The 12317-nt window shown below is 62.2% G+C and carries 12 protein-coding genes and 1 tRNA gene; 7 read left to right on the top strand and 6 right to left on the bottom strand.

The window, feature by feature from the left end:
- The first annotated feature begins 315 nt into the window (after positions 1-315).
- From HMPREF2565_RS08260 to msrB, 5 genes are all read left to right on the top strand, one after another.
- Positions 316-390 (top strand) — tRNA-Val (locus HMPREF2565_RS08260).
- A gap of 269 nt (positions 391-659) precedes the next feature.
- Positions 660-1547: a TDT family transporter gene (locus HMPREF2565_RS08255; protein WP_070547084.1), complete on the top strand. Its 888-nt coding sequence runs from the start codon at positions 660-662 to the stop codon at positions 1545-1547.
- Between the two features lie 57 nt (positions 1548-1604).
- Positions 1605-2255, top strand: a complete 651-nt coding sequence (locus HMPREF2565_RS08250) for a dihydrofolate reductase family protein (RefSeq protein ID WP_070547087.1) — start codon at positions 1605-1607, stop codon at positions 2253-2255.
- A gap of 11 nt (positions 2256-2266) precedes the next feature.
- Positions 2267-3463, top strand: a complete 1197-nt coding sequence (locus HMPREF2565_RS08245; RefSeq protein WP_070547089.1) for a glycosyltransferase family 87 protein — start codon at positions 2267-2269, stop codon at positions 3461-3463.
- Positions 3460-3873, top strand: a complete 414-nt coding sequence (gene msrB, locus HMPREF2565_RS08240; RefSeq protein ID WP_070547092.1) for a peptide-methionine (R)-S-oxide reductase MsrB — start codon at positions 3460-3462, stop codon at positions 3871-3873. Before HMPREF2565_RS08245 ends, msrB begins: the two co-directional genes overlap by 4 nt.
- Before the next feature lie 34 nt (positions 3874-3907).
- On the opposite strand, the gene hemQ is transcribed toward msrB, so the two are convergent.
- Positions 3908-4609 (bottom strand): hydrogen peroxide-dependent heme synthase, encoded by a 702-nt coding sequence (gene hemQ, locus HMPREF2565_RS08235; protein ID WP_070547094.1) that lies wholly within the window; start codon positions 4607-4609, stop codon positions 3908-3910.
- A gap of 126 nt (positions 4610-4735) precedes the next feature.
- Here hemQ and HMPREF2565_RS08230 point away from each other — a divergent pair, with 126 nt between their 5' ends.
- Both HMPREF2565_RS08230 and HMPREF2565_RS08225 read left to right on the top strand, forming a co-directional pair.
- Positions 4736-5401, top strand: a complete 666-nt coding sequence (locus HMPREF2565_RS08230) for a DUF3000 domain-containing protein (RefSeq protein WP_175973075.1) — start codon at positions 4736-4738, stop codon at positions 5399-5401.
- A 1-nt stretch (position 5402) separates the two neighbouring features.
- On the top strand, positions 5403-6650 hold the full coding sequence (locus HMPREF2565_RS08225) for an HRDC domain-containing protein (protein WP_070547096.1): 1248 nt from the start codon (positions 5403-5405) through the stop codon (positions 6648-6650).
- Here the strand turns inward: HMPREF2565_RS08225 and dxs are convergent.
- From dxs to dut, 5 genes are all read right to left on the bottom strand, one after another.
- Positions 6631-8559 (bottom strand): 1-deoxy-D-xylulose-5-phosphate synthase, encoded by a 1929-nt coding sequence (gene dxs / locus HMPREF2565_RS08220; protein ID WP_070516982.1) that lies wholly within the window; start codon positions 8557-8559, stop codon positions 6631-6633. The two genes, HMPREF2565_RS08225 and dxs, sit on opposite strands and share 20 nt — an antisense overlap.
- A gap of 113 nt (positions 8560-8672) precedes the next feature.
- Positions 8673-9989, bottom strand: coding sequence for a class I SAM-dependent RNA methyltransferase (locus tag HMPREF2565_RS08215; protein ID WP_070516903.1), 1317 nt, complete (start codon positions 9987-9989; stop codon positions 8673-8675).
- Positions 9976-10674: a DUF3159 domain-containing protein gene (locus HMPREF2565_RS08210; protein WP_070516979.1), complete on the bottom strand. Its 699-nt coding sequence runs from the start codon at positions 10672-10674 to the stop codon at positions 9976-9978. The genes HMPREF2565_RS08215 and HMPREF2565_RS08210 overlap by 14 nt, the downstream gene beginning before the upstream one ends.
- Positions 10675-10856: 182 nt before the next feature.
- A complete protein-coding gene (locus HMPREF2565_RS08205) occupies positions 10857-11774 on the bottom strand; it encodes a DUF3710 domain-containing protein (protein WP_070513160.1) in 918 nt (305 codons plus the stop codon).
- Between the two features lie 39 nt (positions 11775-11813).
- A complete protein-coding gene (gene dut / locus HMPREF2565_RS08200) occupies positions 11814-12290 on the bottom strand; it encodes a dUTP diphosphatase (protein ID WP_070516901.1) in 477 nt (158 codons plus the stop codon).
- Positions 12291-12317: the final 27 nt, after the last annotated feature.

The raw sequence follows: 12317 nt of genomic DNA, 5'->3' as shown, positions 1-12317 counted from the left end.
ATGCGCTACCAACTGCGCTACATCCGCATTGCACGTTCCCGGCCGGTATGCCGTGGTGCGAGAAGAAACTTTATCGTGCGCCGCCGTAGTTTCCAAATCCGCAGCCCACGGCACTAATCCCCAGACTCCCCAAAGCCTGCGGATTACATCAGTGTGATTGAGACTGCAGTTACAGCGAGCGGCGGCGATGACAACAAGAGACCCCCTACCGATTCCACCACGACAGCCAGCGCCCACACATACAGCTTAAAGCGCGTTTGAGCTGGACGATTAGGGGGTTACTACACGCGCGGTGTACCTTAAGTGCTGCACCGAGGTTCTATAGCTCAGTGGGAGAGCGTTCCGTTCACACCGGAAAGGTCGCTGGTTCAATCCCAGCTAGAACCACCATCATAACTGCAGGTCAGAGACCTGCAGCATGTGGCACAAGCCTTCGCGTGGATACTATGTGGATTATAAATCTACATTAATGGTTTCTCGCGGGGGCGTTTTCTCATTGTGCCTCATCTTGGCCACAAGGGCTAGACGAAAACCTCGACGCGTTGGGGACACGGCACGGTTACACAAGACTGCATGACATTGAACCTGTCCCCCTCGCACACTTATCCGATTGCTCCATAAGGGTTCGATAGCAACAAGTGCAGGAATAGGGTGATTTTATGCGGTTGCCAAAGTGCGGCCCGGCCTGGGCCGGTGCCTTGATGGGTACCTCGATTGCATCGACTTTGTCGGGGTTGCATGGTTTAGGCGTAGCGCAGTTCGTCTTCGCTTTTATCGCAGCGGTGCTGCTGGTGATTGTTACCGCGGGGACGAAGAATGAGCCTCCCCGGCACCAGAACATGGCGGCGTGGGGCATGTACACGATGGGGCTGCTGGCGTGCGGCTCGGCATGGACCGCGCTTACCGGAAGCGATGCCTTCCAGTTGGCAAGTTGGTGGATTGGTGCACCGCTATCGGTGGTGGTCTGTTTGTGGCAGCTATGGGGGTTGTTCAAACAGCCGCACCTCTACGACAAGCCCGCTTTTCCTTGGGGCCTGGCACTTGTTTCTCCCATGGTGGCGGCGACCTCCGCAGGTCAGTTGGCTATCAACCACGGGCAGTTCTACCACTTTGCCGGCGAGTTATGCTTCTTCCTCACGTTCATCACCGCAATTCCACTATTCGCCTACTGTTACTGGTCCCTTGTACAACGCCGAGAAAGGCCGCGCGGGGCAGCTGCAGGGACAGCGTGGATCCCGCTCGGCGTGGTTGGACAGTCAACGGCAGCCTCGACACTGCTTTTTGACGCCCACCTCTACGGCATCATCATGTTCACCATTGGAGCACCCTGCGTCGCATTCGCAATGTACTGCTTCTACCGAGCGGTCTTCGAGTGGACTCCCTACAGCCCCGGCTGGTGGGGCTCGACCTTCCCGGTCGGAACACTGTGCCTAGGTTCATGGAATGAAGGCTGGCACCGGTTGTCCTTCGTTCTCTTGGTGCTCTTATTGCTCCATTGGGGAGCCTGCGCGCTGCGCTTCGGCACATGGCGGCTCCAGCGCGCCTAATGGCATGAGATCCACTTCCCCAGGCAGTAGCCACCCTTTGCGGTACCGTGGGGCGCCATGAGTGACACTGCGCTGATAGAACGCCTACTGGGGCCAGACCGAGAAGGAATCCGCTTGATTGCGGTGAGTACGCTCCACGGCTCCGCCACCATCGATGGCACTTCCGGTCCCATGGGTAACGACACTGACGCCGAGCTCTTGGCGGCTTTACGCGAGTGGTCCGATATTGCCGTCGTCGGCTCAGCCACGGTGAAGGCGGAGGAATATGGGCCGTCGACAAGCACGCGCCTCGCCGTGCTTAGCCACTCCCTCGATTTTGCCGGTTTCGAGGATTTCATTGCAGCAGGCCCCATCGTGCTTACCCCGGCAGAGCGCGCGTCTTCGCCCGAGGCACGGCGCTTGGCCGACGCCGGTGCCGAAGTCATCAGCACAGGTACCGGAACCATGAGCGAGGCTGTTTCAGCTCTTCACGCTCTAGGCGCGCGCCGCATCAGTTGCGAAGGTGGCCCATCCGTTTATTCCGCCTTTATCGCAGAAGGCCTCGTCGACCAGCTTTATCTGACGCTCGATCCGCACCTTTCCCCTTCCGTCGAAAAGCCCGTCGTCGACGGCGAGGCCACCTCCCCCGCGCTCAAGCTCGAGCTGGAGAACGTCGACACCGTCGACAGCACGGTGTTTCTGCGCTACCGGCGCGCACAAACCCCGTAAACTTTGCTGCCGTGACTTCTCCGGCTCCCTCATCCCCAGCTTCCGCGCGACTGTGGACGGCCGCCGCCTGGCCCGCCGCCATCGTTTTAGTCCTTCACCGCGTGTTCGTGCTCGCTGTTAACGGCTCGGTGACTGATGACTTCGGCACCGTCTACCGCGCGATCCGGAGGTTGTGGGAAGGCAACCCGGTTTATGAACAGAACTATTCCTTCGTGGAACCGCTCTACCTGTATAACCCAGGGGCCACCGTCCTGCTGTCTCCCTTAGGACTCGTGTCTGAGGAACACGCGCGCATCGCCTTCATTCTGGCCAACGCCGCTGCCATCGTCGCTGCCTTGGCCCTGCTGACCCGCTTCGTAGGTCACAGCCTGCGGGGCCCGCTGTGGCCGGTCAGCATCGCCGCAGCCTTCGCTACCGAATCAGTCATCAACACGTTGGTCTTTACCAACATCAATGGCTTGTTGCTGCTCGCGATGGTGGCGTTCCTGGCTTTGTTGGATAAACACGGATGGGCCGCTGGACTCTGCATCGGTCTGGCGATTCTGGTTAAGCCGCAATTTGCCCCGCTGCTCTTCCTCGCCTTGGTGCGCAAGCGCTGGCTCACCTTAGGTTTGGGCGTGGCTATACCGCTGGGGAGCAACGTTGCTGCATGGCCGTTCGTTCCGGGCGCGGAAGGCTTCCGCGCCAACCTTCTTCCTTACCTGTCCACCACGCGCGACTACGCCAACGCCTCATGGCCGGGCGTGCGCGCTTACTTCGATCTCCCCGGCGTCATCTACTACCCCATCTGGATCCTTTTCGCGGCGCTAGCCGCAGTGGCGATCCTCGGTCTGCTGCGCTGGCGCGACAGCGAGCCGACCTTCTGGGCGCTGAGCACAAGTGGTGCCATCATGGTCGGGATCTTCTTCCTTTCCTCCTTGGGACAGCAATACTACTCCATGTGGCTTATCCCAATGCTGTTTACGGTGGTGCTGGGCCGCTCGGTCTTCCACACGTGGGGAGCATGGTTGGCCGCATTTTTATTCTTGGCGCCGCTCGAGTGGACGTCGTCCAGCATGCCCACCGCCGCGCACTGGATGAGCGTGTTCATCGCCACCATCGGGTGGGGCCTGCTCATCGTCGTGACCGCTGCCTCCGTGGCCGGCTGGTGGAGCGCGGAACGAGGGGCTAGCCGGCAAGCTCAGTCGAGCGATAAGATTCCCGCATGACTGATTTCAAGCTCATTGCCGATACCGAATGGCGCCAGCGCCTGAGTCCTGAGGAGTACCACGTCCTGCGTGAGGCCGGCACCGAGGCACCGCACGTCGGCGAATACACCAACACCACCACCGAAGGCGTGTACTCCTGCCGAGCCTGCGGCGCCGAGCTCTTCCGCTCCACGGAAAAGTTTGAATCGCACTGCGGATGGCCGTCCTTCTTCTCCCCTTTGGCTGGCAACGCCGTCATTGAGCGCGAGGACAATTCACTGGGCATGCGCCGCATTGAAGTGCTGTGCGCCAACTGCGAGTCCCACCTAGGCCACGTCTTCGAAGGCGAGGGATACGATACGCCGACGGACCTGCGCTACTGCATCAATTCCATCTGCCTCAACCTAGAAGAAAAGCCGGTCGAGGACTAAACCCTCAACCGGCTTCCGGCGCTATAACGACCCTTTAAGGCAAAATCGCGATGAGCTCAGCCACATCCTTCACGCGGCGACCGGTGTGGAAGGGAATCTCCTCGCGCACGTGGTGGCGCGCCTCGGTGTAGCGCATGAGGTACATCAGATCCACGATGCGGTGCAGCTCCGGGGCCTCAAAGGCCAGGATCCACTCGTAGTCACCCAGCGCGAAGGCCGGCACGGTGTTCGCGCGCACGTCCGGATAATCACGCGCCTGCATGCCGTGCTCCATGAGGATGCGGCGGCGCTTTTCCTCGTCCATGGTGTACCAGTCGTAAGAGCGCACGAAGGGGTAGACGGAAATCCACTCACCGGGCTCCTCGCCCATGATGAAGGACGGCAGGTGGGACTTGTTGAACTCCGCCGGGCGGTGCAAGGCGTTTCCTACCCACGTCACCTCAGAGACCTGGCCCAGGACGGTCTCGCGGCGGAAGTCCGCGAAGGCCTTCTGGATGTCGGCGAATTCCTCAGCGTGCCACCAGATCATGAAGTCAGCGCTCTCCCGCATTCCGGACAGATCGTAGATACCGCGCACGATAACCACGCCTGCTTCCTCGAGCTCAGAGAAGAACTTCTGCGCCTGCGCGACGATCTCCTCGCGCTCAGTGCCCAGCGCCCCCGGGATGACCTGGAACACCGCGTGCTGCGAGTAGCGCTGGACCTTGTTGAGCTCGGCGAAGTTGACCTTCGACATGCCTCTCTCCTTTTTTTCAACCGACAAAGTTTCTTATCCATCATAAGTTGGAGACGCCCTCGCGCGCCACTAGCCTTTCGGCGCGCCTTCCACCGCCACACGGGCGGAGCTTATACCTTGAACCCCGTGAGCAATTCCGACGTTTCTTCGCGCAACCTTGCAGGGGCACCGACCAACCTGCACGATCGCGCCGCCGCCTCTCCCGCCGAATCGCGCCCCGCAGAACCGAGCACTCCGGCTGCCTTCACGGAGGCCGTCGAGTCCCTCCACGCTGCGCAGCTGCGCCCAGAAATCACCTTGGGCACCATCCGACCCCCGCAGCGACTGGCCCCGTTCAGCCATGCCATTGGCCTGGAGGTTGAGCGTCACGAGCAGGAGGAGGCTATCCCCACCGACTCTGAGGGTGATGCCTTCGGCCGCCTTATCCTGTTGCACGACCCAGGCGCTGAGGAAGCCTGGGAAGGTGCGATGCGCCTGGTGGCCTACATCCAGGCAGACTTGGAGGATGCCGTAGCCGGGGACCCGCTGCTTCCCGACGTCGCCTGGGAGTGGCTCACCGAATCCCTCGACGTGCGCGAGGCAACACACACCAACCTCGGAGGTACTGTCACCTCGACTGCTTCGGTGCGCTTCGGCGAGATCGGAGGCCCTCCGCGCGCCTATCAGTTGGAAATGCGCGCGTCCTGGACTGCAGCCGACCTGGATCTTGCCCCACACGTCGAGGCTTTTGCACAGGTGCTTTCTCTCGTCGCAGGCCTGCCGCCCGAGGGCGTCACCGAGCTCGGGCGCTAACATGAGCGAACTGCGCCAGGTCCCCGCCGACGGCACGCCAAAAGTCCTGCTTTCTCCCCGTGAGTTCCAGGCGGGTGCCGCGCGCCTGGCCGCGGGGACTGGACCCTTCGCAATTGATACCGAACGCGCGTCGGCCTACCGCTTCGATGACCGCGCCTTTCTAGTGCAAATTCGCCGGGAAGGCGCAGGCACGCTTTTGTTTGCCCCGGAGAATCGTCGGCATGAACTGAGTTCCGCGCTAGCGCCGGTGCTCAACGGCCAGGACTGGGTAGTCCACGCCGCCCCTTCTGATCTTCCCTGTCTGGCCTGGCTGGGGCTACACCCCGGAACACTGTTCGATACCGAGCTTGCCGCCCGCTTCGCCGGTTTTGCGCATCCCAACCTGGGGGCGATGGTGCTGGAGCTGTTCGACGTCGAACTGGAAAAGGGTTACGGCGATTCCGATTGGTCCCAAACACCCATTCCCCGGACATGGCGCAACTACGCGGCGCTCGACGTGGAGCTGCTCAACGAACTTGCTGTGACGTTGCGAGACATCCTTGCGGAAGAAGACAAACTCGACTGGGCCTTTGAAGAATTCGACCGGATCGTGGACGAGCATGCCGGGATTACCGGCCCTGAGCCTCGAACGTGGCGGGAGCTGAAAGGTGTGTCTTCGCTACGCACACGCGAACAGCTCGCCGTGGCTCGCGAGTTGTGGCAACGCCGCGAATCCATCGCACGTTCCCAGGACATCGCCCCCAACCGGGTGCTGCCGCACCGCGTGCTCGTGGACATAGCGCGCCGCGTGCCTCGCACCCCGCACGACATCAATCAGATTAAAGGTTTCCCCCGCCGCCGCGGTGGGGCTACGTTGCGCTGGCTCGATGCCGTCACGACTGCGCTGGACAGCCCGCGCCAGGAGTGGCCAAAGCCACTGCGCAGCCCCCGCCCGGTGCCCTCCAAATCAGTATTTAACCGGGATTTTCCCGAGCTGTGGCAGCTCTACTGCGAGATCCGCCATGACTTCGAGGACCTCGGTGACGAACTGCGCATGAGCTACGAGCTGATCCTCAAACCCAGTCTGATACGTACAGCGGTGTGGGCAGCGTTCGGGCCAGAAGGCGGCGTCGCGGGGGAGATCGCGGAAGATGCCGATCTCCCCGATTTCCTGCGCTCCCAGGGCGCGCGCGACTGGCAAGTCGAGCTGGCCACGCCGCTCCTGCAGCGCGGGTTAGCCCGGATGCGCCCTACTCCCCCGCGCTCTTAGCAGACTCCTCAGCATCGCGTGCAGCTACCCACTCACGCACTGAGTTCGCAATGCCTTCCGGGGTCAAGCCAAAGTCCTCGAGGATTTCTCCACGGCTGGCATGCTTGGGGAAGCAGCCGGGTACGCCGAGCCTGTGTACTGGAGTGTCCACATCGGCGGCGTCGAGGGCCTCGGCCACCATGGACCCCACACCGCCCCGCAGGATGCCATCCTCCACCGTCACCACGAGATCGTGATCGGCCGCCAACGCGATGATGGATTGCGGTACCGGTACCGGCCAGCGCGGGTCCACGACGGTCACGTTGAAGCCTTGGGCTTCGAGCAGCTCAGCTGCACCCAGGGAACGCGCGCTCATGGCACCGATGGCGACGATAAGCACATCAGTAGCCTCCTCCGTAGCGGCAGCAGCATCGGAATAGCTCAGGATGTCTACCCCGTCATCGAGCCGCTTGAGTTCGTCGCGGTCATCAAGGAGGTTGCCCTTGGGGAAGCGCACCACGGTCGGGCCATCCTCGATTGCGATGGCTTCGTTAAAGAGTTCCCGCAGGCGGGCACCATCGCGCGGGGCGGCGATGCGCATGCCGGGGACGATGCTCATGAGCGCCATATCCCACACACCGTTGTGTGAAGCGCCATCAGAGCCCGTGACACCGGCGCGGTCGAGGACAATGGTCACTGGCAGCTTGAGCAGCGCAATGTCCATGATGACTTGGTCCACCGCACGGTTGAGGAACGTAGAGTACACCGCCACCACCGGGTGCATCCCGGCCAGCGCCAGACCGGATGCAGAAGCCATGGCATGCTGCTCAGCGATGCCGACATCAAAAAAGCGCTCCGGGAACTCCTCTTGGAAGGGGGTTAGCCCCGTCGGCCCAGCCATGGCGGCAGTAATGGCAACGATGTCCTCGCGGGCGTGGCCCGCCTTGATCAATTCTTCCGAGAACGCCGCGGTCCACCCCGGTTGCTTCTGTCCCTTAGATACACCGGTGACCGGGTCGATGGCGCCGGTGGAGTGCATCTGGTCCTTCGGCTCGTTGACCGCAGGAGCAAAGCCATGCCCCTTCTCGGTGACCGTGTGCACGATGATGGGACCGTCATAGTCGCGGGCGTAGCTCAGCGCCCGCACAACTGCCTCAATGTCGTGGCCGTTAATCGGGCCAATGTACTTGATGCCCAGCTCCGGGAACATCTCCGTGGGCATGACGGTCGACTTCACACCCTCCTTGACCGCGTGCAATGCATCAAAGGTGCGCTCGCCTACCCAACCCATGGACTTGAGGCGCTTCTTGCCCAGCGCCATGAACTCGTCGTATCCGTGCTGCGCACGAATGCGCCCCAGATTCTCTGAGAGGCCACCGATCGTCGGCGAATAGGAACGCCCATTGTCATTAACGATGATGACAACGTTGCGGTCCTTGTCGGCAGAAATGTTGTTGAGGGCTTCCCAGCACATGCCGCCGGTAAGGGCGCCATCGCCCACGACCGCCACGGCATTGCGGTGGGATTCACCCCGAATCTTGAAAGCCTTGGAGAGCCCGTCCACCGTGGATAGCGCTGCCGAGGCGTGCGAGGATTCGGTCCAATCGTGTTCTGACTCTGCGCGATCCGTGTAGCCGGACAAACCGCCCTTCTGACGCAGAGTATCGAATTGGGAGGCGCGGCCCGTGAGCATTTTGTGCACGTAGGACTGGTGTGACGTGTCGAAGACGATGGGATCGCGCGGGGAATCGAAGACGCGATGGATCGCCACCGTGAGCTCCACGACGCCCAGGTTAGGGCCTAGGTGGCCGCCTGTAGCGGACACCTTCTCAATAAGGCGCTGACGGATTTCCGCCGCGAGCTCAACCAGTTGCGTCTTGCTCAGGGCTTTAAGATCGCCTGGTGATTGAATGGAATCCAGAATGCCCATAGAGCTTGCCTTAAACCCCTTCATCGATCGTTTTCTTCTTTACCACCGTACCCGTTGACACGCGTGACGCGTCAATCATTGCCCGACCACTCCCGCGGCGCCCCCTGTGCGCCCTAGGCCAGTGGAACCAGGAGTGCCAGGGTTTCAAAGTGATGCGTTCCGGGGAAAGCATTCACCATGGCGAGGCGCTTCGCGCGGTAACCATGCTCCGACCAAGCAGCCAAGTCCCGGGCGAACGTAGCGGGATCGCAACCGATATGCAGGATGCGTTGCGGCTTTGCCGCGGCGACAGCGGCCACCACGTCGTTGCCAGCACCGGTACGCGGCGGATCCAAAATCACCGACGCCGGCTGCGGAAGCTGGCTGGCCACCTGCTCCACCTTGGCGGTGCGGAAGTGCACGTCAATGCCTGCGAGCCCCGGCTGCGGCGCCGCTGCTGCGGGCGAATAATCGACGGAATACACGGCCGTGTGCCCGCCCTGGGGTGTGGTGACATCTGCGAGCGCGGGAACGAACAGACCAACGCCGCCATACAGATCCCAGGCCACTGCATGTACAGCGGGCTCGTCCGCTGCCTCAGGTTCACCGCCGTTCCCGTGGCCTTCTGCGCCGAGCCACTCGCGTGCAAGGCTGGTGTAAACGTCCGGTGCTCCGACGTGCGCCTGCCAAAAAGCGGTGGGCGGGAAGCGGAACTCGTGGCCGTCAGCACGCTGCACCACATTCTCAGTTGGCGCCTCGATGACCTCTCGAATGGTCTCGATTCGCCGCCCCCGCGGCGCCTTCCGGGTTTCCACGACGTGCCTATTGCCGTCGCTATCCATGACCGCGATTACCTCTGCACCTGGATTAAAGGTACGGGCATCAGGCCCCACTAGGCCGTCGACGAGCCCCGGAATCAGCTGGCTGCACGCAACGTCGGTGACGAGCTCCGTGGAGCCACGCTTGCGCAGACCAGCACGGCCCTGCTTGTCGACGCCCAACCGCACCCGCGTACGCCACCCGCGATGCGGTGCCACATCGATGGTCTCGACGTCGGGAGCATCCTCGATGTGAGCCACGCGGCGCAGCTGATCGAGCAAGACTGCGACCTTGATGTCTGGCTCCGCCGCGGGATCGAGCTCAGCGAAGTCACAACAGCCGGCGCCACGCTGCGCGGCCGGGCACACAGACTCGACACGGTAGGGCCCAGGTTGTACGACGGAACTCAGCGCGGCTTCCACAAAGGACTTCTTCACCTTGGTCGCAGTCACCGTGACATGGTCGCCGGGGAAGGCACCCGAGACGAAGCACACGCGTCCGTCGGGGGCCGCCCCGATTCCGACACCGCCGTGCCCCATACGTTCGATGGTGGTGTCGAATGACTGCCCTTTGCTCAGGCTTCCGGCAGCGGCGCTCTGATCTTTCGCAAAGTTGTGATCAGTCGCGGTCATGGATCTTCTCCTTAGAGTTGTCGCCGCCCTGCGACGTAGTGTCGCTGCCCTGTGCTTCCTCCACGGCGGCATTCGCGCGGCGCACCATCCAGATAGTGAGGAGGGTGACAATACCCGTTAACGGCCAGCCCATGAGAATGCGGACGATACCAAGCGTTGTGGTGGCATCGGCATCGTAGAGCGCGCGTTGCACCGCAAAACGGGCGATGAACACCGTCGCCCACCCGGCGGTGGCATAGGCATAGGAGCGTCGCGCCCGTGGCACTGTGCGCCACCCCATGTCCTCACCGTTGAGGCCTTTCCATACCACGCCGACAAGCGGCCAGCGCAGAATAATGGAAACGATCGCGACGATGAACAGCACGAGCGACATCCAAATTCCGTAGAGGAAATAGCCTTTGGCATCCCCGGTAAACCACGCGATTCCGGCGCAGATGGCCACGCCCAGCAGACCAGAAAAAGCTGGTTGCAGGGTTTCCTTGCGGGCAAGGCGCCACAGGCTGATAGCCAGCGCCACGCCCAGTGCCGCAACAAGCGCCGGCCCCAACCCCCAGACGTTGTTGACCGGGATGAGAACCAGCACGGGCAGGGTCGCAGACACGAGCCCGGTCAGCCCACCCATCTGGTCGAGCAACGACGGCTCCGGATCAGCTTCTGGCGACACCGTCGCTTGTCCTGCCGCCATGTCGGCGCCAGGATTCGAGGATGGCTCAGGGGCAGGTTCAGTAGCGCGCTCGGTGGTATCGGGGTCATGCGCAGACGCCGGGGGGCGGTAAGGCTCGCGCTCTTCGGGAGTAGGGCTGGTCACGTGCTTAAGGGGTCCTTTTCGGTAGTGCCGGAGGGGTCTGGCCGGCAGGCTGAAGTGCGCTACTTGTTCTCGTTGTCTTCGAGGTCGCGCAACTGCTCGCGGGCCTGGGACTCCGCGGTCTTTTCTGTTTCCGTGGCCGTGTCCGCTGGCGCTGCACTATCCGCGCTGGCTGCCTGCGCGGCCTGCTGCTGGCGTTCCTTCAGCGCCTGCTGAACTTGCTCAGCCAGCTGCTGCGGAAGCGTGACAGGCAGGGAGCTGCCAGCCAGGATGGGATCCTCACCGCGGTAGACAAAGGTGCGGGCAACGACTTCGCGCCCTAGCTGCGCCAATTCCTCTTCCTTGCCGGCAGGTGCGGCCAGGGTCAGGCGGTACATCCACCGCGGCCCCTCTACACCAATGATGCGTATGCCGCCTTTCTCGCTGCTGCCAACGATCTCAGAACCCCACGGGCCATCCTCCGGGTGGGCAGCGAAACCATCGGCTTCCAAGCCTTTGATGATGTCCTCCGCAGACTCCGCCCACTGCCCCGGCGTGCGCGGCGCGGCAAAGGCCACTGGGGTCATGCGGCCGTGTGGGGTGAGAATGTGGAGCATGCGCGGGCCTTCCTGGCCCATCTCCACCTGGACCTGTGAGCCCTTCGGCAGCGGGATGCGCAGTGAGCCCAGATCCAACAGGCCTACGGAGAAGTCCTCAAAGTTAAACTCAGCGATGTCGACATTATCGCCATCGTAGGGACCCATGTCGCCGTTGATGGCATCGTGAGCCACAGCCTTCACGGCTAGAGAAGCTTGAGCATCATCTTCATCCTCACGGACAAGACCAGTGGTTGGCTCGGGAGCGGCCTCAGTGGCGCCATCGTTTGCGTTCTCCGCTGCCGGGTTCACTGTGGTGGTGTCCTCGGCCACGGCCTCGGTAGCCGCCTCTTCCTGGTGGACGGCAGAGTTCTTCTTCTTTTTTCCAAAGGGCCACATCGCCATAGTTTAAGCCTTCCTCATTCCGTGTCTGCTTTGTTGAACTTAGTTAACGCCGGTTGATCCATACCCGCCGTCGCCACGAGCGGTGTCATCAAGTTCCTCGACTTCCTGGAAGCCCACCAGCTCCACGCGTTGGACAATCAACTGCGCGATACGCATTCCCCGCGTGACCTCAAAGGTCTCCTCTGGGTCGTGATTAATGAGGCATACTTTAATCTCACCGCGATACTCGGCGTCGATGGTGCCGGGGGTATTCACGACGGAGATGCCGTGCTTGGCCGCCAGGCCCGAGCGCGGGTGGACCAAGCCTACCGTGCCCATCGGCAGGGCAAGGGCAATGCCCGTACCGACAAGAGCGCGCTCGCCGGGCCGCAAAGTAACGTCGTGAGCAGCGTAGAGATCCGCGCCCGCATCGCCGCCGTGAGCGCGATGCGGTAGCGGAAGCTCCTTATCAAGGCGCTTGACCTGAATGTCGCCGAAGGGACTAACTGGATCTACGAGAGGGTGTTGCTCATTCACGCGGCCCAGCCTACCTTGTCCCCTCCA

Source organism: Corynebacterium sp. HMSC072A04, from assembly GCF_001809235.1.
GTDB classification, from domain to species: domain Bacteria; phylum Actinomycetota; class Actinomycetes; order Mycobacteriales; family Mycobacteriaceae; genus Corynebacterium; species Corynebacterium hiratae.
This window is presented reverse-complemented; position numbering and strand designations above follow the sequence as displayed.

Excerpts from the sequence above, each read along its gene's own strand:
- HMPREF2565_RS08215 (WP_070516903.1), bottom strand. The coding sequence starts at position 9,989 with ATGACCGCGACTGATCACAACTTTGCGAAAGATCAGAGCGCCGCTGCC.
- HMPREF2565_RS08255 (WP_070547084.1), top strand. The coding sequence starts at position 660 with ATGCGGTTGCCAAAGTGCGGCCCGGCCTGGGCCGGTGCCTTGATGGGT.
- HMPREF2565_RS08210 (WP_070516979.1), bottom strand. The coding sequence starts at position 10,674 with ATGGCGGCAGGACAAGCGACGGTGTCGCCAGAAGCTGATCCGGAGCCG.
- dxs (WP_070516982.1), bottom strand. The coding sequence starts at position 8,559 with ATGGGCATTCTGGATTCCATTCAATCACCAGGCGATCTTAAAGCCCTG.
- msrB (WP_070547092.1), top strand. The coding sequence starts at position 3,460 with ATGACTGATTTCAAGCTCATTGCCGATACCGAATGGCGCCAGCGCCTG.
- HMPREF2565_RS08225 (WP_070547096.1), top strand. The coding sequence starts at position 5,403 with ATGAGCGAACTGCGCCAGGTCCCCGCCGACGGCACGCCAAAAGTCCTG.
- HMPREF2565_RS08205 (WP_070513160.1), bottom strand. The coding sequence starts at position 11,774 with ATGGCGATGTGGCCCTTTGGAAAAAAGAAGAAGAACTCTGCCGTCCAC.
- hemQ (WP_070547094.1), bottom strand. The coding sequence starts at position 4,609 with ATGTCGAAGGTCAACTTCGCCGAGCTCAACAAGGTCCAGCGCTACTCG.
- HMPREF2565_RS08250 (WP_070547087.1), top strand. The coding sequence starts at position 1,605 with ATGAGTGACACTGCGCTGATAGAACGCCTACTGGGGCCAGACCGAGAA.